The sequence below is a fragment of the Streptomyces sp. NPDC107550 genome (assembly GCF_055639095.1).
The window spans coordinates 230,954-254,553 of sequence record NZ_JBVKBC010000008.1; the positions used below are offsets into that span (position 1 = coordinate 230,954).

The 23,600-nt window shown below is 70.2% G+C and carries 15 protein-coding genes and 2 pseudogenes; 8 read left to right on the plus strand and 9 right to left on the minus strand.

Annotated features, from left to right (window positions below; all coding sequences use genetic code 11):
- Positions 1–54 precede the first annotated feature (54 nt).
- The 3 genes from ACZ7LY_RS14535 (at position 55) to ACZ7LY_RS14545 (ending at position 4,267) form a co-directional block, all read left to right on the plus strand.
- Positions 55–765 (plus strand): TetR/AcrR family transcriptional regulator, encoded by a 711-nt coding sequence (locus tag ACZ7LY_RS14535; protein WP_471624911.1) that lies wholly within the window; start codon positions 55–57, stop codon positions 763–765.
- 369 nt (positions 766–1,134) lie between these two features.
- Entirely contained in the window at positions 1,135–3,261 is a 2,127-nt protein-coding gene (locus ACZ7LY_RS14540) for a glucose PTS transporter subunit IIA (RefSeq protein WP_471624912.1), read from the plus strand.
- A 151-nt stretch (positions 3,262–3,412) separates the two neighbouring features.
- Complete coding sequence (locus ACZ7LY_RS14545) at positions 3,413–4,267, plus strand: PRD domain-containing protein (protein ID WP_471624913.1); 855 nt, start codon at positions 3,413–3,415, stop codon at positions 4,265–4,267.
- A gap of 282 nt (positions 4,268–4,549) precedes the next feature.
- Here the strand turns inward: ACZ7LY_RS14545 and ACZ7LY_RS14550 are convergent, their stop codons facing one another.
- From ACZ7LY_RS14550 to ACZ7LY_RS14560, 3 genes and pseudogenes are all read right to left on the minus strand, one after another.
- Positions 4,550–6,868: a GH92 family glycosyl hydrolase gene (locus tag ACZ7LY_RS14550; RefSeq protein ID WP_471624964.1), complete on the minus strand. Its 2,319-nt coding sequence runs from the start codon at positions 6,866–6,868 to the stop codon at positions 4,550–4,552.
- A 33-nt stretch (positions 6,869–6,901) separates the two neighbouring features.
- Positions 6,902–7,111 (minus strand): annotated as a pseudogene (locus ACZ7LY_RS14555) (FAD-binding protein); the annotation flags it as partial.
- A gap of 106 nt (positions 7,112–7,217) precedes the next feature.
- Positions 7,218–8,558, minus strand: a complete 1,341-nt coding sequence (locus ACZ7LY_RS14560; protein ID WP_471624914.1) for a GH1 family beta-glucosidase — start codon at positions 8,556–8,558, stop codon at positions 7,218–7,220.
- Between the two features lie 62 nt (positions 8,559–8,620).
- On the opposite strand from ACZ7LY_RS14560, the gene ACZ7LY_RS14565 reads away from it, so the two are divergent.
- Complete coding sequence (locus ACZ7LY_RS14565) at positions 8,621–9,253, plus strand: TetR/AcrR family transcriptional regulator (RefSeq protein ID WP_471624915.1); 633 nt, start codon at positions 8,621–8,623, stop codon at positions 9,251–9,253.
- Here the strand turns inward: ACZ7LY_RS14565 and ACZ7LY_RS14570 are convergent.
- From ACZ7LY_RS14570 to ACZ7LY_RS14585, 4 genes are all read right to left on the minus strand, one after another.
- Positions 9,237–10,499 (minus strand): MFS transporter, encoded by a 1,263-nt coding sequence (locus ACZ7LY_RS14570; RefSeq protein WP_471624916.1) that lies wholly within the window; start codon positions 10,497–10,499, stop codon positions 9,237–9,239. The two genes, ACZ7LY_RS14565 and ACZ7LY_RS14570, sit on opposite strands and share 17 nt — an antisense overlap.
- Positions 10,496–12,556 (minus strand): alpha-galactosidase, encoded by a 2,061-nt coding sequence (locus ACZ7LY_RS14575; protein WP_471624917.1) that lies wholly within the window; start codon positions 12,554–12,556, stop codon positions 10,496–10,498. The genes ACZ7LY_RS14570 and ACZ7LY_RS14575 overlap by 4 nt, the downstream gene beginning before the upstream one ends.
- Before the next feature lie 88 nt (positions 12,557–12,644).
- A complete protein-coding gene (locus tag ACZ7LY_RS14580; protein WP_471624918.1) occupies positions 12,645–14,714 on the minus strand; it encodes a galactose-binding domain-containing protein in 2,070 nt (689 codons plus the stop codon).
- Positions 14,715–15,082: 368 nt separating this feature from the next.
- Complete coding sequence (locus ACZ7LY_RS14585) at positions 15,083–16,831, minus strand: amidohydrolase (RefSeq protein WP_471624919.1); 1,749 nt, start codon at positions 16,829–16,831, stop codon at positions 15,083–15,085.
- A gap of 131 nt (positions 16,832–16,962) precedes the next feature.
- Between ACZ7LY_RS14585 and ACZ7LY_RS14590 the strand changes: the two genes are divergently transcribed.
- Positions 16,963–18,027: a LacI family DNA-binding transcriptional regulator gene (locus ACZ7LY_RS14590; RefSeq protein WP_471624920.1), complete on the plus strand. Its 1,065-nt coding sequence runs from the start codon at positions 16,963–16,965 to the stop codon at positions 18,025–18,027.
- A 191-nt stretch (positions 18,028–18,218) separates the two neighbouring features.
- Positions 18,219–18,716: a GNAT family N-acetyltransferase gene (locus ACZ7LY_RS14595; RefSeq protein ID WP_471624921.1), complete on the plus strand. Its 498-nt coding sequence runs from the start codon at positions 18,219–18,221 to the stop codon at positions 18,714–18,716.
- Between the two features lie 142 nt (positions 18,717–18,858).
- On the opposite strand, the pseudogene ACZ7LY_RS14600 reads toward ACZ7LY_RS14595, so the two are convergent.
- Positions 18,859–19,152, minus strand: a pseudogene (locus ACZ7LY_RS14600) (hypothetical protein); the annotation flags it as partial.
- A gap of 98 nt (positions 19,153–19,250) precedes the next feature.
- Positions 19,251–20,066 carry a glycyl-radical enzyme activating protein gene (locus tag ACZ7LY_RS14605; protein ID WP_471624922.1) on the minus strand — a complete coding sequence of 272 codons (816 nt, stop codon included), beginning with the start codon at positions 20,064–20,066 and terminating at the stop codon, positions 19,251–19,253.
- 171 nt (positions 20,067–20,237) lie between these two features.
- On the opposite strand from ACZ7LY_RS14605, the gene ACZ7LY_RS14610 reads away from it, so the two are divergent.
- Together ACZ7LY_RS14610 and ACZ7LY_RS14615 are read left to right on the plus strand one after the other, a co-directional pair.
- Positions 20,238–21,125, plus strand: coding sequence for a DeoR/GlpR family DNA-binding transcription regulator (locus ACZ7LY_RS14610; RefSeq protein WP_471624923.1), 888 nt, complete (start codon positions 20,238–20,240; stop codon positions 21,123–21,125).
- Positions 21,076–23,568 carry a glycyl radical protein gene (locus ACZ7LY_RS14615; RefSeq protein WP_471624924.1) on the plus strand — a complete coding sequence of 831 codons (2,493 nt, stop codon included), beginning with the start codon at positions 21,076–21,078 and terminating at the stop codon, positions 23,566–23,568. The genes ACZ7LY_RS14610 and ACZ7LY_RS14615 overlap by 50 nt, the downstream gene beginning before the upstream one ends.
- The last annotated feature ends 32 nt before the right edge of the window (positions 23,569–23,600 follow it).

The window sequence follows — 23,600 nt, forward strand, 5'->3', positions numbered from 1 at the left end:
GGCTTCGCCGTCGGGCCTCAAGTGGTGACTTGAGGCTCGGATACGGTGGGTCGCATGGAGCGAGAAAAGGGACAGAAGGCCCCTGGATCAACGGCCCGCGGTAGTTACTCCGTGGGCGACGAACGCCGCGCCCGCATCCTCGACGCCGCCGTCGAGCACTTCGCGCGGTGGGGCTTCCACGCGTCCTCACTGGCCCGGATCGCCAAGGACGTCGGCATCACCCAGGGCGGGCTCCTGCACCACTTCCGCAGCAAGGAGGACCTCCTCGTCTCCGTCCTGCGCCACAGCGACGAGCAGGACATGGCCCGCTTCTTCTCGCGGGCGCCCGAAAGCCCCGCCGAGGCGTTCGGGATCCTCCTCGAACTCGCCGCGCACAACACCGAACGGCCGGGCCGCACCAAGATGTTCAACGTCCTCGCCGCCGAGGCGGGCGCACCCGGCCACCCCGCCCGCGAGTTCTTCGTACGCCGCTACGCCTTCGTCATCGAGTCGACGGCGGCCCCGCTGCGCGCGGCCCTCGACCGAGGTGACCTGGTGCCCGGCGCGGACCCGGAGGGCATCGCCGCCGAACTGGCCGCTGTCATGGACGGCCTCCAGCTCCAGTGGGCGCTCGCCCCCGACTCGTACGACATGGTCGCCAGGCTGCGCGTCTACCTGGACCGCCTGCTGCGCTCGGTGACGACCGACGGCTCCGGGCTTCCGGATGGTCGGGCCGCGAGCCCGCACCAGCCCGCGAACGGTGAAGCGCCGGACGGCACTTGCTGACAGCCGCGCCGCACCTTCGGGACCGGCGGGCGCTTCCCTCGCGGGGCTCGCGGCGCTCCCTTCGCGGGGCTCGCGGGGCGATGGTCCCAGGTCGTCAGGACCAAGGTCATCGGTTCTTCACGGTGCGGTTCACCGGCCCTTTTGCGGTGTTAAGGTCGCTCTTGATCGATCTCGATCGCAGGATTGTTACTCCCCGAGGACGACACCGTCATCGCTTCGTGCGATGCAACGGCGGCGGACCGCTTGAGGGGAGGCAAGGCCTGGGAGGCGCTCCATGCGCCCCCCGGGCCTTTTTTGTTGCAAGGAATCCGGTGTGAGAGATCGGGACCGAAACGGACTGGCAAGAGCCCAGGGATGCAAGGAAGCATCATGAACACACACGCGCCCGGCCCCCAGACGCTGGCGGAGAAGATCCTCCGCGGTGTCGGTGGAGCCAAGAACATCGAGAGCCTCACGCACTGCGCCACGCGGCTGCGATTCCAGCTCCACGACGCAACCAAGGTCGACAAGGACGCGCTGGACGCCACCAAGGGCGTCATGGGCACCGTTCCGCAGTCCGGCGACCGGTTCCAGATCGTGATCGGCGGGGCCGTGGCCGGTGTCTACACCGACATCATGGCTCTGCCCTCGATGAGCGCGGGCGGCACCGCCCGTCCGAAGACCGACGCCGAGGTCAAGGCGGACGCACGGGCCAAGAGCCGCGGGCGCTACGCCTGGCTCGACAACTTCTTCGAGTACCTCTCGGACTCCTTCCGCCCGCTCATGGGCGTGCTGCTCGGTGCGTCGCTGATCATCGCGATCACCTCCATGCTGGAGGCATTCGGGTACATCGACACGCGCGCCGCCGACAAGGACTCCACGTGGGTCTTCGTCGACGCGATGTGGCGATCGGTGATGTTCTTCCTGCCGCTCATGGTCGCGTACAACGCCGCCAAGAAGCTGAAGATCGACCCGTGGCTCGGCGCGACGGTGATGGCCGCCGTGATGACCCCGAACTACATGAGCATGCTCGGTTCGGCCTCCAAGGTCCCCGGCGTGAGCTGCGTGACGAACGAGACGCTGGGCACCGAGCAGTGCACGGCCAAGGTCTTCGGCCTGACGATGCAGTTGAACGACTACGGCGGTCAGGTCTTCGTGCCGCTGGTGATGGTCGCCGTGCTCGCCCTCCTCTACAAGGGCCTCCAGCGCATCTTCCCGGACAACATCCAGCTCGTCTTCGTGCCGTTCTTCAGCATGCTGATCATGATCCCGGTCACCGCCTTCCTCATCGGCCCCATCGGCATCTGGGCCGGCAACGGCCTCGGCTCGGGTCTGTCCTGGCTGAACGGAAACGCGCCGATCGTCTTCGCCATCATCATCCCGCTGCTGTACCCGTTCCTGGTGCCGCTGGGTCTGCACTGGCCGTTGAACGCCCTGATGCTCCAGAACATCAGCACCATCGGCTCCGACTTCATCCAGGGCCCCATGGGCACCTGGAACTTCGCCTGCTTCGGCGCGACCGCCGGTGTGCTGCTCCTGTCGATCCGGCACCGTGAGAAGGAGATGCGCCAGACCTCCCTCGGCGCCCTGGCCGCAGGTCTCCTCGGCGGTGTCTCCGAGCCCTCCCTCTACGGCATCCACCTGCGTTTCAAGCGGATCTACCCGCGCATGCTCGTCGGCTGCCTCGTCGGCGGCCTCACCATCGGTCTGCTGGGCGGAGTCGACGCCTCGGCCTTCGCCTTCACCTCGGCGCTGACCATCCCGATCTTCTCCCCGATCCCCGTCTACGCCATCTCGATCGTCGCGGCCTTCGTTGTCTCGATGGCACTGGTGTACTTCTCCGACTACATGACCCCCGAGCAGCGGGCCGAGGCCAACGCCGAGCGTGACGCCGCCGAGGCCGCCGCCAGGGGCGAGGAACTCCCGGCCGCGGCGTCCGTCAAGACCGAGGAACGCGAGCTCGTCCCCGTCGGCGCCGCCGCCGGCGGGGCGTCGCTCAACGGCTCGGGCGGCGCTGTCACCACCGGCGGTGCCACCGGCCGCGCCGCCACCGGCCGCAGCAGGAGCACCGAGCTGATGGCCCCGGTCACGGGCCGGGTCATCGGCCTCGACGACATCCAGGACCCGGTCTTCGCCTCCCGCGCCCTCGGCGACGGCGTGGGCATCGAACCGGCCGACGGCCGCATCCTCTCCCCGGCCGACGGTGAGGTCGTCACCATCACCGAGACCGGCCACGCCGTCGGCATCCTCACCAAGGACGGTATCGAGGTGCTCATCCACGTCGGCATCGACACGGTGCAGATGAAGGGCGAAGGCTTCGACGTCAAGGCCGCGCCCGGCCAGAAGGTCTCCGTCGGCGACCACCTCCTCGACGTCGACCTCGACGCCGTGCGCGCGGCGAACCACCCGACCGTCACCCTCATGACGGTCACCAACACCGCGGACCTGGCCTCGGTCGATCCGCACCCCGTGAAGGAGGTCGCCGTCGGCGCTCCCGTGGTGACCGTACGGCGGTGACCCCACCGCCTCATTCATCCGGCGCTCGCACGTATCCCCAGGTGGGGCGCGTGCGAGCGCCGCGCCGATCCGGGAGCGGGCGGCGCGTGAAGGCCGGACGATGCGAGATCATCGGACAGGATCGCACCACGGACGGAAAGGCTGGCCCGCGGTGAAGGCGCTGCGCGTCCTCAACAACAACGTGGTACTCGCCCGGGACGACAGGGGCCAGGAGGTCATCGTCACCGGGCGCGGCATCGGTTTCAGCTCACGCCAGGGCAAACCCATCGACCCCGCGCTGATCGTGCGCGTCTTCGTACCGGCCGACGGGCGTGATCCCGATCACCTCGCGGAGGTCTTCTCGCTGATCGGCGAGGAGATCCTCAGGGCCGTCGTGATCGCGCTGAGCGAAGTCGGCATCGAGGGCCGGGAGTCCACCCGCCCCATCCTCGCCATCGCGGTCGCCGACCATGTCTCCGGCGCGCTGGACCGGGCGTCCCGGGGCGTCGTGGTCGAGTACCCGCTGCGGGCCGAGGCCCAGACCCTGTACGCCACCGAGTACGCCCTCGCGCAGCGCCTGCTCAGGGCCATCAACGAGCGCGTGGACCCGCAGCTGGACGAGTCCGAGGCCACCGCGCTCACGCTGCACCTGGTCAACGCGGGCTTCGCATCGGGGGACTTGTCCTTCACCTACACGATGACCGGCGTCATCGAACAGATGCTGGCCGTCGTGCGCGAGGAGTACGGGCTGGTCCCCGGCCGCGAGACGATGAGCGCCGCGCGCTTCATCACGCATGTGCGTTACCTCTTCGTACGGATCCAGCAGCACCGGCAGCTGGCGGGGCAGGAGTCGACGATAGGCAAGGGCATCCGCCAGCACTACCCGGAGGCCACCCGCACCGCGCAGCGGCTGGCGACGATCGTGGAGATGCGGCTGGGGGAGCGGCTGAGCGAGGACGAGGTGTCCTACCTCGCGCTCCATGTGGCCCGTATGACCATCGAGGGCGACGGCCCGGTCGGCTGCTGACCGCCACCGGGCTTTCGCGGGTGCCGGCGGTACGGGGGCGGGCAGGCCCACGGACCGGTGCGACGACGTACGGGCCCATGGCCTGCCCCGGCGACGACCCGCCCCGGCGACGGCGCGCTCCCCACCGCTCAACCACTGCTCCCGGCAGTCCAACCACCGCTTCCCGCAACCGTGTTCATCGTCGCGGTGCACGACTCGCCCGCCCGGCACGGGCGCTCACGGGGCGCTACGACCCTTTCGTCGACGACGACCCCGGCGGCGGCACAGCATGATCCTCCCCGGTCAGGAGCCCCAGCTCTGTGGCGTGCCGCTCATCCTGAAGCGCAGCGTGCCTCCCCGCACGAGGTCGGCGTGGCTCAGCACGGGCCGGTCGACGCGCTTGCCGTTCCGGGACAGGGACGCGATGTACGGGTGGTTCGCCGCCCCGTCGGCGGTGATCACCAACGGGCGGGAAGCCGAGGGCAGGCGGATGTCGGCCCGGTCGAAGAAGGGGCTGCCCACCGCGTACGTCGCCGACGCCGGATCGACCGGGTAGATGCCCAGCGAGGACAGCACGTACCAGGCGGACATCTGCCCGCAGTCCTCGTTGCCGCTGAGGCCGTCCGTGCGGTTCGAGTAGTTCGTCGCGGCGATCGCACGGACCTGTTCCTGCGTCTTCCACGGCTGACCCGCGTCGTCGTACAGGTAGGCGGCGTGATGGCTCGGCTCATTGGTGTGGTCGTTGTGGCCGCCCGCGAAATAACCGTCCAGCCACGACGCGAACTTCGCCTTCCCGCCCATCAAGTCGATCAGCCCCGGCACGTCGTGCAGGGCGTCCAGCGTGTAGACCCACTTGTCGCCCTCGGTCCAGGCGTAAGTCTCGTCGCCCCATGAGCCGTCGAGGTTGCGGGGCCGCATGAATCCGGTGGCCGGGTCGTACAGCTTCTTGTAGGCGGCACTGCGCGCGAGGAACATCTGGGCGTCGCCGCTCCTGCCGACCGCCTTGGCGATCCGGGCGACCGCCGAGTCCTCGTACGCGTAGTCCAGGGTGCGGGAGGCGGACTCGGCGGTGCGGTCCGCGGCGACCCAGCCGTTCTGCTTGTAGTAGGTCAGGCCCGCACGCGCCTCCACCGGTGTGCCCTCTTCCCGGTCGTAGTAGGGCAGTTCGGTGTCCTTGTCCGGCGGGGTCATCGCGTCCTTGTACACCGCCTCGTACGCGAGTTTGCGGTCGAAGCCCTTGAAGCCCTTGGCGATGTCCTCGGCGATCACCGAGTCGGCGTTCGTGCCGACCATGATGTTGGTCTCGGTGAGGTTCTTCCACATGGGCAGCCAGCCGCCCTCACGGTAGTCGTGCAGCATCGACGTGACCATTCCGTCGATGCGTTCGGGGGCGAAGAGCGTCAGGAAGGCGTTCTCGGCGCGGTAGGTGTCCCACAGGGAGTAGCCGGTGTAGCTCACACCGCGGTGGACCCTGTCGTCGTACGCGCTGTAGTAGCGGCCGTGTTCGGAGTTCTCCGACGGGTACTGCAGGGCGTGGTACATCGACGTGTAGAAGACGGCCTGCTGGTCCGGGGTCGCGCCGCGCAGGCGGACCCGGTTCAGCTTGCTGTTCCACTGTGCCCGGGTCGTGGCGGCGACCTGCTCGAAGGTCCGGTCGTCGGGGGCCTCGGCGGCCAGATCGGCGCGTGCCTGCCGCAGTGAGATGAAGGACGTCGCGATGCGCACCTGGACGGTCCGGGTGCCCGCGGGGAAGCGTACGTACGCGGACAGGTCGCCGTCCGTGCGATCGTTCTGGTGCTCGTGCAGAGCCGCGCCGGTGGCGGTGCCGAAGCTGTCGAAGGCGGTGTCGAAACGGGCGACGAAGTAGCCCTTGAAGCGCGACGCCTTGAACGGGCCGAGGTTGCTGTCCTGCCGGTCCGGGTTGTAGCCGGTGATTTCCCGGGCGGCGGGATCCACGTGCACGTCACCGGTGATGCCCGAACGGGTCGCCTGCACCACGAAGTTGGTGTCCGCGTCCGCCGGATACGACGTCCGCAGCAGGCCCACGCGCGACGTCCCGGTCAGTTCAGTCGTCAGCGTCCGCCCCGAACCCGCCTGCATCCGGACCGAATAGCGGTCGGGCGCGGCGTGCTCGTCGGCGTGGCTGAACGGCAGCGCCCGCTCGTCGGGTGCCGTCTTCACCGTGTCGACTCCGGGCATGGCCGTCACATAGCCGGAGTCGCCCATCCAGATCGCCGGCTGGTGGGTGCCGATGAAGCCGCTGATCTTCGTGTCGTCGTAGCGGTACGGGGTGCGGCTGACGTAGTTCTGCCGGGTCATCGGCGACCAGCGGGTCATGGCGAACGGCGGGGCGGTACTCGGGATCATCCCTCCGTACTCGGAGTCGCTCGCGCCCGACGTGCCGATGAACGGGTTGACCAGGTCCACGTTCGACGGGGCGGAGGCTGCGGCGGACGACGGCATGGTGACCGCCGCCATCAGCGCCGTGGCGGCAACCAGCACTCGCAGACCGGGAATTGAGACTCTGCTGTTGCGCATGAACACGTCCTTCACTGGGTCGACACCGTGGTCACGAGCGGGACGCGTCCGGCGCGCGGCCAAGAACGCGGTCGAGGTGGTCATGGGCGAAGAGGCTTCGGCGGCGGAGCAGTCGACCCCCGCCCCGTGCGCGAGGACCAGGCGCAACGCCCTGACCCGCGTGGCGATCACGCGGTACCGCAGGCCCGAGCGGTGCGTCCCGGTGGAGATCGCACCGGAGATGGTCTGCCGGTCGATGTCCCCCACGATCTCCAGAGCGAGGCTGTGCTCGGCGAGGAGCGGACCGAGCTTGCGCAGCGGCATCCCGGCCTCGACCGCGGCGGGTCTGCTCGCCCGGTCGGCGGCTCACCGGCCGTCCGTGCGGTCGAGGCGCAATTGGACGCCGGGCGCCACGGCGACCCGGCCGCGGCGTTTCCTGCCCGGTTGCGCCAGGTCATGCGGTCGTCCGGTGGCTGCGGATGAGGTCGCGATACCAGGCGAAGGACGCCTTCGGAGTGCGGAGCTGGGTGTCGTGGTCGACGTGGACGAGGCCGAAACGCTGGTGGAAGCCCTCGGCCCATTCGAAGTTGTCGATCAGCGTCCAGGTGAAGTAGCCCCGTACGTCGACGCCTTGGGCCACGGCCGCGTCGACGGCCTGGAGGTGGGTGTCCAAGTAGTCGATACGGTCGAGGTCCTGGACGGTGCCGTCCGCACCGACGACGTCTTCGACCGAGCAGCCGTTCTCGGTGATGTAGACGGGCGGGAGCGCCGGGTAGCGCTCCTTGAGGCCGACGAGCAGTTCCCGAAGGCCATCGGGGACGACGGGCCAGCCGAAGGCGGTGCGGCGGAAGCCCTCGATGGGAGCCTCCTCGAAGGGCAGCCCCTCGGAGCCGGGTGCCTGGATCCGGCTGGGGTTGTAGTAGTTGATGCCGAGCGCGTCCAACGGGGCCGAGATCAGGTCGAGGTCACCGTCCCGGACGGAGCCGCCGAGTGAGGCGTCCGCTCCGAAGGCCGACAGATCGGGGTAACCGCCCATGAGGACCGGGTCGTTGAACAGCCGGTTGTGCAAGGCGTCGTAGGCCTGCGCGGCGGCGAGGTCCGCGGGATCGTCCGACGCGGGCCAGACCGGGGTGCAGTTGTTGGCGATCACCACCTTCAGGCCGCGCGCCCGCAGCTCCACCGACGCCAGCCCATGGCCGAGGAGTTGGTGGTGGGCGGCCGGAAGGCAGTCAAGGAACAGGGCGCGGCCGGGCGCGTGGGTGCCGAGGCCGTAGCCGAACACCGTGTGGACGAAAGGCTCGTTGAGCGTGATCCACTTCTGGACGCGGTCGCCGAGCCGATCGGCGACGATGCCCGCGTACTCGGCGAAACGGTACGCGGTGTCGCGGCTCAGCCAGCCGCCGTCGTCCTCCAGGGCCTGGGGCAGGTCCCAGTGGTAGAGGGTCGGGACGGGCTCGACGCCGCGTGCCAGCAGCCCGTCGACCAGGCGGTCGTAGAAGTCCAGGCCCCGCGCGTTGACCGGGCCCCTGCCGGTCGGCCGGATCCGGGGCCAGGCGATCGAGAAGCGGTACCCGGTGAGGCCCGCCTCGGTCATCAGCGCGAGATCCTCCTCGTACCGGTGGTAGTGGTCGCAGGCCACGTCGCCGGTGTGCCCGTCGCGGACCGAGCCCGGCCGGGCGGCGAAGGTGTCCCACACCGACGGCCCGCGGCCGTCCTCTTCGGTGGCGCCCTCGATCTGGTACGAGGCGGTCGAGGCGCCCCAGACGAAGTCGGCGGGGAGATGGTTCAGTGGCACGTCTGACCTCCTGAGAACATGAGCAGGGCTCACGTTAATGGCTTGGATGGGATGATGGAAGCGTGAATCAAGACCGCGACGCCGGGCCGCTGCGCAAGCTGCCCGTCCAAAAGCGCAGCGCCGAACGGTTCGAGCGTCTGATCGACGCCTGCGCCCAACTCCTGGACGAGGTCGGCTACGCCGCGCTGACCACCAAGGAGGTGGCCCGCCGGGCCGGCGTGCCCATCGGCACCCTCTACCAGTTCTTCTCCGACAAGGAAGGGCTGATTGGCGCGCTCGCCGCCCGCAATCTGGAGTCCTTCATGGCGCGGGTCGCGGGCCGTATCGAACGTGAGGAGCCCGACGGTGTGGCGGGCATCGTGGAGGTGACGGTCGACGAGTTCGTCACCATGCGCCGCACGATCCCCGGGTTCGGCGTGGTCGACTTCGGCGCGGTGGGCGAAGACCATGTCCTGGAGCCCACCCGGGACAACAACACCGCGGTCGCCGGACGGCTCCGCTCCCTGACCTCCTCGCTGACAGGCGGCCAGGACGATGCCGAGTCCGAGATCGCCGTGCGCGTGGCCCTGGAATGCGCGGACAGCGTGCTGAAGCTCGCGTTCGCCACCGATCCGCAGGGCGATGCCCGGCTGATCGCCGAGTGCAAGCACCTCCTCAACAGTTACCTCACCGACCGGCTCAGGGAACGCCCTTGACCTTCCAGACCATGGCCGCGCCCACGAGGGACAGGGCCGCAGAGCAGAGGAACAGCGAGCGGTAACCGCCGAGACTTCCCAGCACGACCGAGGCGATGGGCGGAACCAGGACGTACGGCAAGGAAGTCATCAGGTTGGCCAGGGCCATGTCCTTGCCGCGATCCGCCGAGGCGGGGAGCACCTCGGTGACCAGGGCGGTGTCGACAGCCAAGTAGACGCCGTAGCCCAGGCCCAGGACGACGGCCGCGACCAGCGTCACGCTCCACGTGGGCCACAGCGCGAGCGGGATCGCGGCGACGGCCATCGTGGCGCCGCCGGCGAAGACGAGCATGCGCCGCTTGCCCAGCCGGTCGGAGAGCCAGCCGCTGAACACGACCGTCGAGATCGTGGCCACGCAGTTGACCCCGATCACGATGAGCAGGCCGTCCTCCGTGGACCGGCCGGGGAACAACCGCATGTAGTGCAGGACGTCTTCGAGGAAGTACGGCAGATAGAGCGTGCCCGTCCCGTAGCCGAGGCCCATGATGAACCGCGAGCTCATCGCCCAGACGAAGTCGGGATGCGCGCGCGGACTGATCCGGTAGCCGCGCAGGAAGGTACGCAGTGAGAACGGGTCGCGGTCCTGGAGGGAGAGCGGCGGGTCCTGCATCCTGAACGCGAACAGCAGGATCAGCAGCGGTAGTACGCCCATCAGCAGGTATTGCGCGGGGAACCCCGTGACGAGGCCGATCAGCAACCCGCCCCCGATCAGGCCGCCTGCCTGCGGGACCATGGCCCAGCCGAGCACCACGCCGCGCTGCTCCACGGGGACCTGGTCGGGCACCACGGGGGAGAGCCCGGCACCGATGACCATGAAGGAGGCGGACAGGACGAGGGAACCGATCGCGACCCCGATGACCGTCGTCTGCAGGCCGGTGCCGACCAGCGCCGCCATGCAGGCCAGCGAGCCTGCGACCAGCCATGGCCTGCGGCGGCCGAACCGGCTCGTGGTGCGGTCGCTCAGCGCGCCGGCCAGCGGTGCGATGACGATCCCCGAGACGGCACCCATCACGCTGACCCAGGCGTAGCTGCCGACCTTGCCCACCGGGTCGATCTCGGCGATCTGCTCCGGCATCAGGAACGTGGTCGGTACCTGCATCGGGAGGAACACCCCGACGTTGGCCAGGACGAACAGAACGATCCAGCCGGAGCCGACCTTGCGGGCCGGTTCCCTGAGGGCCTGCGGCCGCTCCGGGGCGAGGCTCATCGGGGCACCTTCCTGAGGTGGACGAGCTCGCTCGTGCAGTCGAAGGCCGGCAAGGGCGCGAGACCATGGGCGAGCAGGACGGCGCCCTCGTGGACGGCACCGGTGGCCTCGTCCCGGTAGCGGGCATCGGGGTCGAGGCCCTTCAGCCGCGTACGAGAGACCGAGCGTGTCAGCGCGGACGGCTGGAACTGGAAGACGACGATCTCGTCGTCCGTGAGGTACTGCACGGCGTCGTGCTCAAGGCGGTACTGGACGCCGCCGTGCACCACGGGCCGGATCCGCTTGTACTGCCCCACCAGCATCCGGGCCCAGGCGAGATCCTCCTCGCTCCACCTCCGCAGGTCGCCGCCGATGCCCAGCGCCCCTGCCATCGAGACGTGGAAGCGGTACCGGATCGGGGCCGAGCGGGCGGTGTGGCGGTTCGGGCTGTCGGTGACCCAGGCGCCCATCGTCCGGGCGGGCAGCGTCTGTCCGTGGCCGTGCTGGATCGCGACCCGGTCGGCGGCGTCGGTGTTGTCCGACGTCCAGACCTGGTCGGCGCGGGCCAGCACGCCCAGGTCGGCCCGGCCCCCGCCGCCCGCGCACGACTCCAGGTACAGGCCGGGGCGGGCGGCACGCAGCCGGTCCATCACCTCGTAGACCCCCCGCGTGTGCTCGATCCAGACCCGGTCGGGGTCGGCGGCGCCGGGCCGACCGGCCTCGCTGAAAGGCCGGTTCATGTCCCACTTGAGGAACGCCACGTCCAGCTCGGTGACGGTCCTGACCAGCCATTCGACCGCCCATTCCCGGACGTCGCGGCGGGCGAAGTCCAGTACGTGCTGGTTGCGGCGCTGCGTACGGGCGCGGCCCTCCTGGTGCAGGACCCAGTCTGGGCGCGTACGGAAGAGGTCGCTGTCGGGGTTGACCGCCTCGGGTTCGACCCACAGGCCGAACCCCATGCCGAGCGCGCGGACGTGGTCGGCGAGCGGGCCGAGGCCGTTCGGGAAGCGGTCGGGGTTCGGCCACCAGTCGCCGAGCCCTGCCGTGTCGCCGGTGCGGGCGCCGAACCAGGCGTCGTCCACGACGAAGACCTCGACACCGATGTCCGCGGCCGACTCGGCCAGCCGGCGCTGCTGTCGTTCGCTGATGTCGAACTCGGTCGCCTCCCACGAGTTGAAGATCAGCGGACGCTCGGCGGGGCGGGCAGGCAGCACGTGTCGTTCGACGTAGGAGTGCCAGCGGCGGCTGGTGCCGCCGAAGCCGTCGGGGACGTAGAGGCCGGTGAAGACGGGAGTCTCCAACTGCTCACCGGCGCACAGCTTCCAGACCAGGCCCTCGTGCCCGAAGCCGCCGGTCCAGGAGGCGCGGCCGTACGGGTCGCGGCGCAGGGTGATCCGGCGGCTGCCGCTCCAGGCCAGGGACGCGCTCCACACCTCGCCGTGCTCCTCGGACGCGTCGTGCGCGTCGAGCATCAGCCAGGGCCCGGCGTGCGGTCCGGTGATGCCGAGGCGGCTGGTGAACACGGTCTCCCCGACGGCGACGCGGTCGCGACGGAGCTGGAACTCCCGGCCCCATTCGCCCACCACGTGGCTGACCCGGTAGTCGTCGCGGGCGGGCAGCGTCCAGGCGGCGGAGTCGCATCGCAACACGTCCACCGCTTCGTGGGCGGTCAGGACGGCCCACCGCTCGATCTGGTCGTGGCCGTCCCGCAGCCGGTAGTTGAGGTCGAGGCCGAGGCGGCGGACGCGGTCGGTGAACGAGAGTGTGAGCAGATCGCCCTCGACCGTGTGGGAGACGTACCGCCACGCGAAGCCGCGGACGCCGTCGTCGAACCGGACGGTCAGCGACGGCGTCCCGAACCGCAGGCCGCCCTCGACGGCGTACTCCTCGCCGCCGGGGTCGTCGCCGCCGGGGTCCTCGGCGGGCAGGTCGGCCGCGACCGCGACGGCCTGCTCCAGGGTCAATGGCCGTCCCCAGTGCACGTGCCGGGGGACGTCGGCGGGGTCGAGGCGGAAGGCGTAGGAGCTGCCGGGAGTGCTCAGCAACCAGAGGCGGGCTTCGGGGTGATGAGTGATCACGTGGTTCCTTGTTCCTGGTCGGTCATCGGCCGGGGCCGGGCGGATCAGGAGAGCTGTTCCGCCCGGCCCCGGCCCTGAACGCCGCGCCTCAGTCGCCGTAGACGCCGACCTCGCGCAGTGAATAGCCCCACTTGGTGCCGCGTTCCAGGCCCTTCACGCGTACGTAGCGCGCCTGGGTCGTGGCGAACCGGGCGGTGTCAAGACCACCGTCAGCGGCCGTCGTGGCCCACGCCGTCCTCCAGTCCGTGCCGTTGTCCGACAGTTCGACGCGGTACGACTTCGCGTACGCCGCCTGCCAGTCGAGGGTGACGCGGCCGACCGGCTTCACTGAGCCGAGGTCGATCCGCAGCCACTGGTCGTCGGTCCACTCACTGGCCCAGCGGGTACCGATGTCACCGTCGACGGCCCTGCCGGACGCGAAGCTCTCGACCGGGTTCCACCACTCCGAGGAAGAGGCCGAAGTCGCCGCATGCGCAGCCAGGTTGACGCCGGCCGAGTGCTTCTCGGTCCTTCCCCAGGTGCGCAGGTAGGACTCGGCGCCGGAGAAGAGCGCGTCCACGACCTCCTGGCCGCCGACGATCCGGATGTCCTCGATCCAGTCAGGGACCATCCCGTAGTGCGCGGCGCCGTCCGTGTTGACGTCCCAGGTCCGTTGCCCCGTGGTCTGTTTGTCGATGAGTGAGCCGCCGTCCGCGCTGCGGAAGGGGTACTTCACCGGGTTCGGGACGTCGGCGCCGCGCGGGCCCGGCCAGCCGCCGACACCGTTCATGTCGGTGCCGTAGCCGAGGCCGACGTGGTACTTCGCGCGCAGTGCCGCCTTGTCGGTGGCGTCCGCGCTGAAGCTCCCGGAACCGCTCATGTACGAGGAGGCGAACCCGCCGAGCCTGTAGAGCCGTTCCGTCCAGCCCGCGTCCATCCAGCTGTGCGAGGACAGGGCGCCCGGGTACGCGTCCGACTCCAGGATGTCGAATGCCTGGTCGGCGGCCTTGACGCTCATGTGGTCCAGCTCCAGCATCATGTGACGCTGCATCATGCCGCGCACCGCGTACGCACCCAGGTCGGTCAGACCGCGGGTGTTGCACTGCGCGCCCGAGGCGTACGTCGGGACGGACACGCCCTTCGGGAGCTCCTTCTCCGCCTGCGCTGCCGTCGCGTTGCCGATGGGGTTGTCGTGCTCCGGGCCGCGGCAGGCCTCCGTCTTCCAGAAGGTGCCGGTCGACAGGAACTGGCCGACGTTGATGGCCGTGCCGAGAGCGCCGGAGTCGAAACGCACCCCGCACAGGGCGTTGTCGAACTTGTGGCACAGGAACATGCTGCGCACGCCGAGCCCGTACAGCTCGTCGAGGCCGCGGTCGATGTCGGCCTTGTCGCACTGGGCGTGGTCCAGGACCTGCTTGCAGCCGAACGGCTCGGAGGTCTCGACTCCGAGGACGACGGCCAGCTTGCCCTGCTTGATGACGTCGCGGGCCTGTGCGCTGTCGGTGACGATCCGGAACCAGCCCTTGCCCGGGCCTCCGTACATCTTGTCGATGTAGGCCTGCATGTCGTACGTCTTCTTCGCCTCCAGCCGGATGGCGGTCATCTCGTCGCAGCCACGATCCTTGAAGAAGTAGACCGAGCAGATCACGCCGTTGGTGACGAGGTCGTTGACCAGAATCCGCTGACCTGCACGCCAGGCCCGCTCGATCCCGGCGTAGTAGTTCTGCTGGTGTGTCAGCGAGTCGTGCGCGGGCCAGTCCTTGAACGTCGGCCATCCGACGGGGTCGTGCCGGCCGTCCCCGCCCTTGGTGATCATGTCGAAGACGGCGAGCGAGCCGTCGGGATAGTGCTCCGGGCAGTCCTTGAGCGCGTCGGCGACGCCCTGCTCCGAGAACGGCTTGCCGCAGATCAGCCGTCCGCCGAAACCCTCGTTGGCCATGATGTGGTCGTGGGCGTCGACGAAGCCCCGTACGTTCCCTTGGGCGTCGGTGCCGTGGAAGGGCTCTCCCGTGACGTCGATCTGCCAGTCGGGTGTGGGCCGCGCGGTCGGGTCCCACCAGTTCGACTCCGCTGCTGAGCTGCTGGGCAGGGGGCCGAGCAGCAGGGACATCGCGGTGAAAAGCAGTAAGACCACCGAGAGGGATCTGAACCTGTGGCGCGGAGGGTGCACGAGGGGCATCGTCCCGCTCCTTAAATGTGAGGGGTCCTCATGTTTCGCTCACACGATAGGGACGTGAACCCGTGCCGCCAACCCCTTGGCGCCCGGAGAAATTCACAGCGCCCGTCGGCGCGGGCGGCCGGGGCCGTGCTCGTTCTCGCGTCCGTTGTACGTGACTTGGGAGGTGCTGTCCGATGGCTACCCGATGAAGGTCCACCGCACCGGGGAGGGCCGCCGCCGACCCCGGCGGCCCCGGCCCGCCATGGCCGGCCCCGGCCGGAGCCGAGGGCGGCGCCGACTCTCGATCTGCTGCGGCGCAGCCGGACTTGTGGACTACGACGAGGTGGACGTGCGCCGGCCCACCTGTGCGTTGGGGCGGGCCTTCGCCGTCACTGCCAGATGCGGCCGTTGAGGATGGTCGTGGTGACCTTGACGTCGCTATAGGCGGTGATCGGGAGCTTGCGCAGGTCGTGGTCGAGGATGATCAGGTCGGCGCGCTTGCCGACGCTGATCGAGCCTGCGACTTTGTCCAGGTGGAGCTGGTAGGCGGTGTTGAGGGTGTGCATCCGCAGCGACTGTGCCGGAGTGATCCGCTCCTGCGGGCCGAGTGGCCCGGTGTAGGCGGCGACGCCGCCGGTGTCCTCGGTGGTCCGGGTGACCGCGGCCTCGATCTGGCGCATCGGATCGAGCGCGTCGACCGGGTAGTCGCTGCCGTTGTCCACCACCGCGCCGGCCCGCCACAGTGACTTGATCGGATACATCCGGTGCCAGCGCACGTGTCCGAGGTACGGCTTGAGCGCGTCCATGGTGTAAGGATCCTTCTCGGCCCACTGGGCGGCCATCGCCGCGACGATGCCGAGCCGGCCGTAGCGGGCGTAGTCGGCCGGGTCCACCAGCTGGTCGTGGGCGATGATGTGCCTGCGCCCGGTGGGGCCGTTGACCTGGCGGGCGTAGGCGAAGGCGTCGAGCGACTCCCGGGCCGCCCCGTCGCCGATCGCGTGAATCTGCACCTGCCAGCCGGCCTTGTCCAGCGCGGCGGTCACCTGATCCAGGTCGGCCTGGGAGACCCGCAGCGGACCGCGGCTCGGGCCGGGCACCCACTTCCCGTTCTTCTTGACCAGGTACGGCTTGAGCAGCCGGGCGGTCTGCGCCGGATACTCCACGACGCCGTCGGCAAAGATCTCCCCGACCGACGCGATCCGGAAGTTCGGGCCCTCGTACTTCTTCTTGAGCGCGGCCAGCCGGCGCAGCGTCCCGGGCAGGTCCCTGGCCGCCGCGGTCGGGTCCACGGCGAGCGAGCCGACCGCCAGGCCGGGGATCTCGTGCCGGTCGGCGAGGTATTTCCAGGCCGGCAGCGAGTCCTCGCCGAGCAGCTGCGGGGCGTAGGCCGTGAGCCCGGCGGCGGTGACGGTGCGCAGTGTCTGCCGCAGTCCGGCCACCTGTTCCACCAGGGGCGCCGGCGGGATCACCCGGGAGACCAGCTCCATCGCCGGTTCCTCCTTCAGATACCCGGTGGGCTCGCCCGAGGCGTCCCGGACGATCTGGCCGCCCTGCGGGTCCTTGGTGGCCTTGGTGATGTGCGCCAGTGCGAGGGCGCGGCTGTTGACCCAGGCATTGTGGCCGTCGTCGGACTGGATGAAGACCGGCCGCTTGGTCCGCAGCGCGTCCAGCATCTGCCGCCGGGGTGTGGTGCCTGCCGGCTTCATCGACTGCAGGTCCCAGTTGGTGACCCGCAGCCAGCCGTCCGGCTCCTTGGTGCCGGTGGTGTCCAGGCACGCCTGGATCCGGGCCTGGGTCTGCGCGACGGTCAGCGCCGCGTAGTCGAGGTCGCAGGTCGGCAGCTTCGGTTCGAGGTGGATGTGGCCGTCCTCGATGCCGGGCAGCACCGACCGGCCGTGCAGGTCGACGACCTTGGCGTGCGCTCCCAGGTAGCGCCGTACGCCCCGGTCCGAGCCGACGTAGACGATCGTGCCGTTCCGGAGAGCGACGGCCTGGGCGGGCCGGCCGGTCACGGGGACGATCGAGCCGTGCCACAGCACCAGGTCGGCCCGGACCCGGGCGGCAGCTCCGCCCGGAGCTGCCGTCGCCACCACGACCGCCGCCGCTCCCAGCGCGGCCAGCCCTTTGTGAAGTCTCATGGAGGTCCCCTTCCGTCGAATGCCTCGAGACGGGACCCTGGGTGGTTAATCCATTAACCACCACCCTGGTCGGACCGAGGATTTCCGCAGTTCCAGAGAGGCACAGCCCCGGATTCCGTAGCATCGCCGCCATGCGCATCACGATCGGCGACGTGGCGCGGGCCGCGGAGGTGTCGACCGCGACCGCCTCCAACGCGCTCAACGGTGTCGGCCGGATGACCCCGGGCACCCGGGACCGGGTCCGGGCGGCCGCCGCCGCGCTCGGCTACGTGCCGCACCCGGCCGCCCGTCAGCTGCGCGCCGGCCGGACCAAGACCCTCGGCCTGGGCGTCACCACCTACTTCGACCAGATCTGGAACTATGCCGAGGTCGCCTACTACGCGGATGTGATCACCGCCGCCACCGCCGCCGCGCTGGCCCACGGCTACGCGCTGACCGTGCTGCCCACCGGCGGCGCCTGGCAGGCACTGGCCGTGGACGGAGTGCTCCTGGTCGACAGCCCGGCCGGCGACCCGGTGCGGGCCGCGCTGCGGGCCCGCGGCGTCCCGGTCGTCTTCGACGGCCGTCCGGTCGACCCACGCCCCGGTGACCTGTGGGTGGACAACGACCACACCGCGGCGGTGACCTCGGTACTGGCACACCTGGCGGCGGCCGGAGCCCGCCGGCCCGGCCTCGTCGCGGGGCCCGGCGAGGACTACTACACGGCCGCCGTCGTCGCCGCGTACCGGGCCGCGACACCCAGCCCCGCGCTCATCGCGTACGCCGGACACCGCGACCCGGAGGGCCGTGCAGCCGTACGCGCCCTGATCGACCAGGGCGCCGACGCGGTCTACGGCATCTTCGACGGGACCGGCAGGGCAGCGCTGGCAGAGGCCGTCGCGCGCGGTCTGCGGGTGCCCGGGGACCTCCTGGTCGCCTGCGCCAGCGAGGACCCGTCGTACGAGACAGTGGGCGTCACGACGCTCTCTCTGTCACCACGAACAGGCATCGAGCGGGCCGTGGACCTGCTCGTGGCCCTCGCCACCGGACAAACCCCCGACCCGCCCGGCCCGACCCCGACCCGGCTCCACGTCCGGGCCTCCACCCGGCGCTCATGGCACCCGCTCGTTCCCGCTGCGGGCGCCAAGTCGTTCGGTGCCACCGAAGCCGAACTGCGCCACCGTCGGCGCCCCGTGGCCTGTCACGAAACCCCTTGAGGAACGACCCGTTGACGCTCAGGATTCCGGCGGCGTCGGTGAGGCGGAACCGGCGGATCCTGCGCGAGCAGGGCGTCGCCCTGACCACCAGGTCCGGCAACAGCGGGGGCAACGGCTCGTCAGCGGCGCGGTCGTCGTCGACACTGTCATGGAGTAGCCGACCGCCCAGGGTACAGAGGAGTGCCGCGCCAGTGATCGAGTTCGTCCGTCTGACCGAGGTGTCGCTCCCTGCGATCATGGCCCTGCTGAATGAGCCGCGCAACACTCGGCACATGCCGTTGGCGGGGGATTTCGACGAGCAGACAACGATCGAGTGGGTTCGGGCCAAGGACGCCCAATGGGACGCGAACGGCTACGGGCCGTGGGCGGTCCTCGTCGACGGCGTGTTCGCCGGCTGGGGCGGCTTCCAGGCCGAGGACGCCGGGGCTGACTTCGCGCTCGTGGTCCTGCCGGACTACTGGGGTCGTGGAGCCGACATCGCCCGGAAGGCGCTGGATCGGGGATTCGACGAATTCGGCCTCGACGCTGTGGTCATCGCGCTGCCCTTCACGCGGAGCCCGACCCGCGCCGTCGCGCGGCTGGGCTTCGCCCCCGACGGCGAGGTGACCTACGACGGCGTGTCCTTCCGACAGTACCGGCTGACCAGCGAAGCGTGGGCGGCGGTCAGCGCCTTGACCAAGGGGTCATGACGCCGTGTCGGCCAGGACGCCGCGGCGAGGCGCGGACGAAGGAGCTGTGGGGGCCGCCTGCCCCTCGGTCGATCCGTTGGCCGGCCGCGCACGTCGACAACATGTGGCCCCGGCCCTCTTCCGCCGCACGCGGGTGGCGGCGTCAGACTGCGGTCAGCGTGTATGTGCCCGTTCCGTCCTGCCGTCCGCTGGAGTACTGGCGGATGTACTCACCGTCCGCGTACCGGTCGTGGCCCGTCATGGAACCGGTGTACTTGTCCTGGAGGCCGATCTTCGAACTGCCGGGTACGTCGCGGTAGATGGAGAACCGCTGGAGGTCGTCCTCCGCGCAGGAGGCCGTCGTCAGGGCGGCCTGCTCCTGGTTGGCGATGCCGGCGGGGATCGTCGCGCAGCCGCCGTTGCCCCAGTTCCACAGGGTCGCTTCGGCCTGGCCGTCGGACGCCCCGGGTCCTGGCCTCTCGGGTCCGCCGCGCCGCGGCGGAGCGCCGGGGGAACGGAGGGAGCAGTCGGCGGTACGGGCCTCGCTCCCGCCGGTCAGAAGTCCGCCCGCACGCCCTCCCGCTCGAACACCCCCCGGTAGTCGGCCAGGTCCTCCGGGTGCAGCGCCGCAGCGCCCGCCATCCGGTACTCCAGCCCCAGGAGTTCGTACTTCCGCTCGCCGAACTGGTGGAACGGCAGAAGCTGTACGCGCGTGACGCCGGCGGAGCGCAGCAGTCCGGCGAAGGCGACCGCGTCGGCCGGGCGGTCGTTGACCCCCGGGACCACCGGGACGCGCACGGTCATCGGCATGCCCCGTGCCACGGCCAGCGCCAGATTGCGCAGGGGCAGGTCGTTGAAGCGGCCGGTACGGCGGCGGTGTTCGTCGCGGTCGTGGTGCTTGACGTCGATGAGCAGGTGGTCGAGTACGTCGAGGGCCCGGCCGAAGACCGGCCCGGCGACGTGCCCGGTGGTCTCCAGCGCGGTGTGGATGCCGCGCTCCTTCAGCCGCGCGAGCAGCCGCAGCGCGAAGGCGTGCTGCATGAGGGCCTCGCCGCCGGAGAGGGTGACGCCGCCGCCGGACTCCTCGTAGAAGGGGAGGTCCTGTTCGCAGGCCGCGACCACCTCGTCCACGGTCACGGTCCGGCCCTCGGTCCTCGGCCCGCCGTTGACAGGGTCGCTCAGATGCTGGACGCGCGGGTCGATGGACTCAGGGTTGGAGCACCAGACGCAGCGCAGCGGACAGCCCTTGAGGAACACGACGGTCCGGATGCCGGGGCCGTCGTGCAGCGAGAACTTCTGGATGTTGAAGATCACACCGGTCGGCGCCGACGCGGGGTCCGCGGAGGGTGGGGCGGACCTGGGCTGACTCATCGCAACTCCTTTCGCTTTCGTACGAAACCCTAACAGCTTACGTAAAGGCACAAAGACCCGTCGAAAAGGTACTTCCGTCTGCTTCGAACGAAACATCACCCGCTTACGCTCGAAATCATCAGACCGTTCGTGGTGCCGGGTGCCGTGGGGTAGGAAAGGAGGGTGGAACCTGTGACCGCTCGCCGAGCGAAGATTCTGGAAACCGTCGTCGCGTCGGGGCAGGCGGAGGTGTCCGCCCTGGCCACCGCGCTGAACGTCTCGCAGGTGACCATCCGCAAGGACCTGGATGCGCTGGAGGCGCGCGGGCTGCTCCGGCGTGAGCGCGGTGTCGCCGTGCTGGCACCGGCGGACGACCCCGCCGCCCGGCTGGCGTACCACTACGCCGCCAAGCGCCGGATCGCCGTCGCCGCGGCCGGGCAGGTCGCCGACGGGGAGACCGTGATGATCGAGGCGGGATCGTGCTGCACCCTGGTCGCCGAGGAGATCGCCCGCACCAAGCGGGGCGCGACGATCGTCACCAACTCGGCGTTCATCGCGGAGCACGTACGCGGCGCCGAACACGCCCGCGTGGTGCTGCTCGGCGGCGACTACCAGACCGATGCCCAGGTGCTGGTGGGGCCGATGACACAGTTGTGCGCCCAGCAGTTCCTGGTGGACAAGCTCTTCATCGGAACCGACGGATTCACCCCCCGGCTGGGCTTCACCGGACGCGACCACCTGCGCGCCGCGGCCGTGCGCGCGCTCGCCGAGCGCGCGGAGCACGTGATCGTGGTCACCGAGTCGGAGAAGTTCGGCACCCACGGGCCCGTGCCGCTGGTGTCCGCACACGAGGTCAGCGCCGTGTGGACGGACTCCTTCGCCACCCCGGAGCAGATCGGCGAATTGGCGGCGCACGGCGTCACGGTGAACGTCGTCGACGCCTCCCACCGCGTACGCCAAGTGTCTGATGCCGCACCGGAGCCCCCGCCCGCACCGGCGGAGCCTCCCCGTCCGACAGCCAGGAGCCACCATGACCACGACCATGCCGCCCGCGGCGGCCCCGACCCCCGACCCCACTGACCTCGCCTCCGTGCCCGGCCCCGCGGCCGCCGCCGCGCCGCCCCACTTCGGCCACCTCACCGAACGGATGGCCCGCTGGCGCGAGGAACTGCTCGACACCGAACCCGCGGTCTGCGTGGAGCGCGCCCGGCTCACCACCGAGGCGTACCGGGCCCACCAGGACGAGCCTATGGTCCTCCGGCGAGCCCACATGCTGAAGAACGTCCTGGAGAACATGACGGTCTACATCGAGCCCGCCACCCGCCTCGCGGGCAACCAGGCGTCCGCCAACCGGGCCGCCCCGATCATGCCCGAATACGCCATGGACTGGGTGGTCGCCGAACTCGACGAGTTCGACCAGCGCCCCGGCGACAGGTTCCGCATCACCGAGGACGCCAAGCGGACCCTGCGCGACATCGCCCCCTTCTGGGAGCGCCGCACGCTCAAGGACAAGGGCCTGGCCCTGATGCCGCCGGACGCCCGCCGCTTCTACGACCTGGGCATCATCCACCCCGAGGGCAACATCACCTCTGGCGACGCCCACCTCGCGGTGAACTACCCGCGCATCCTCACCGAGGGCCTGGCCGCCTACCGCGCGCGGACCCGCGCCGCCCTGGACGCCCTGGACCTCACCGACCTCCAGGACCTCAGGCGCTCGTACTTCTACCGCGCGGTGCTGATCGTCCTCGACGCCATCGTCGCCTTCGGGCACCGGTACGCCCAGATGGCCGCCGACCTGGCCGCCGCCGAGACCGACCCGGCCCGCGCGGCGGAGCTGACGGAGATGGCCCGCATCCTGCGCGCCGTCCCCGAGCGGCCCGCCGCCACCTTCCAGGAGGCCGTCCAGGCGGTCTGGCTGATCCAGGTCGCCCTCCAGATCGAGTCCAACGGCCACTCGCTGTCGTACGGGCGGATGGACCAGTACCTCTACCCGTACCTCCGCACCGACCTGGCCGAGGGCCGGATCACCGAGGACTCGGCGGTCGAGCTGCTGACCAACCTGTGGCTCAAGACGCTGACGGTCAGCAAGATCCGGTCGTGGTCGCACACCCGCTTCGGCGCGGGCGGCCCGCTCTACCAGAACGTCACCGTCGGCGGCCAGACCGTCGGCGGCGAGGACGCCGTCAACCCGCTCTCGTACCTGATCCTGAAGGCCGTGGCGCTGACCCGCCTGCCGCAGCCGAACCTGACGGTCCGATACCACCGCGGTCTGGACGACCGGTTCCTGCGCGAGTGCGTCGAGGTCATGCGGATCGGCTTCGGGATGCCCGCCTTCAACAGCGACGAAGTGATCATCCCCTCGCTGACCGAGAAGGGCGTCGAGCCCGACGACGCCCGCGACTACTCCGCCATCGGCTGCGTCGAGGTCGCCGTGCCAGGCAAGTGGGGCTACCGCTGCACCGGCATGAGTTTCCTCAACTTCCCCAAGACCCTGCTGATCGCGCTCAACGGGGGCCGCGACCCCAAGTCCGGCACCCTGCTCGCGCCCGCCACCACCCACTTCCGGGACATGACCGACTTCGACGAGGTCATGGCCGCGTGGGACAGCACCGTGCGCGAGTTCCAGCGCCAGTGCGTCGTCCTGGACTCCTGCTGCGACGTCGCCCTGGAGGAGAACGTCGCCGACATCCTCTGCTCGGCACTGGTCGACGACTGCATCGGCCGGGGCAGGACCCTCAAGGAGGGCGGCGCGAAGTACGACTTCGTCTCCAACCTCCAGGTCGGCATCGCCAACCTCGGCGACGCGCTGGCCGCCGTCAAGCGCTGCGTCTTCGAGGACCGCTCGATGACCGCCGCCCAGCTCTGGGACGCCCTCCAGGACGACTTCGCGGGCGAGGAGGGCGAGCGCGTCCGCGCCCTGCTGCTGGCCGCCCCCAAGTACGGCAACGACGACGACTACGTCGACGACCTCCTCGTCCGCGCCTACACCACCGACATCGACGAGATTTTCAAGCACCGCAACACCCGGCACGGCCGGGGCCCGATCGGCGGCACCTACTACGCGGGCACCTCCTCCATCTCCGCCAACGTCCCCCAGGGCGCGTCCACCTTGGCCACCCCGGACGGCCGCCGCGCGGGCGAACCGCTCGCCGAGGGCTGTTCCCCGAGCCACGGCATGGACCGCAACGGCCCCACCGCCGTCTACAAGTCCGTCGCCAAGCTCCCCACCCGCCGCATCACGGGCGGCGTCCTGCTCAACCAGAAGGTCAACCCGCAGTCCCTGGCCCGCGAGGAGGACCGCGCCAAGCTCATCGCCCTACTGCGCACCTTCTTCAACCGGCTTGACGGCTTCCACGTCCAGTACAACGTGGTCTCCCGCGAGATCCTGCTGGACGCCCAGCGGCACCCGGAAAAGCACCGCGACCTGATCGTGCGCGTCGCGGGCTACAGCGCCTTCTTCAACGTCCTGTCCAAGCAGACCCAGGACGACATCATCGCCCGCACCGAGCAGACGGTGCACTGACCGTCTCGCGACGGTCCACCGGAGTGGCGCGG

Excerpts from the sequence above, each read along its gene's own strand:
- ACZ7LY_RS14535 (WP_471624911.1), top strand. The coding sequence starts at position 55 with ATGGAGCGAGAAAAGGGACAGAAGGCCCCTGGATCAACGGCCCGCGGT.
- ACZ7LY_RS14540 (WP_471624912.1), top strand. The coding sequence starts at position 1,135 with ATGAACACACACGCGCCCGGCCCCCAGACGCTGGCGGAGAAGATCCTC.
- ACZ7LY_RS14550 (WP_471624964.1), bottom strand. The coding sequence starts at position 6,868 with ATGACCACCTCGACCGCGTTCTTGGCCGCGCGCCGGACGCGTCCCGCT.
- ACZ7LY_RS14570 (WP_471624916.1), bottom strand. The coding sequence starts at position 10,499 with ATGAGCCTCGCCCCGGAGCGGCCGCAGGCCCTCAGGGAACCGGCCCGC.
- ACZ7LY_RS14580 (WP_471624918.1), bottom strand. The coding sequence starts at position 14,714 with ATGCCCCTCGTGCACCCTCCGCGCCACAGGTTCAGATCCCTCTCGGTG.
- ACZ7LY_RS14585 (WP_471624919.1), bottom strand. The coding sequence starts at position 16,831 with ATGAGACTTCACAAAGGGCTGGCCGCGCTGGGAGCGGCGGCGGTCGTG.
- ACZ7LY_RS14590 (WP_471624920.1), top strand. The coding sequence starts at position 16,963 with ATGCGCATCACGATCGGCGACGTGGCGCGGGCCGCGGAGGTGTCGACC.
- ACZ7LY_RS14605 (WP_471624922.1), bottom strand. The coding sequence starts at position 20,066 with ATGAGTCAGCCCAGGTCCGCCCCACCCTCCGCGGACCCCGCGTCGGCG.
- ACZ7LY_RS14615 (WP_471624924.1), top strand. The coding sequence starts at position 21,076 with ATGACCACGACCATGCCGCCCGCGGCGGCCCCGACCCCCGACCCCACT.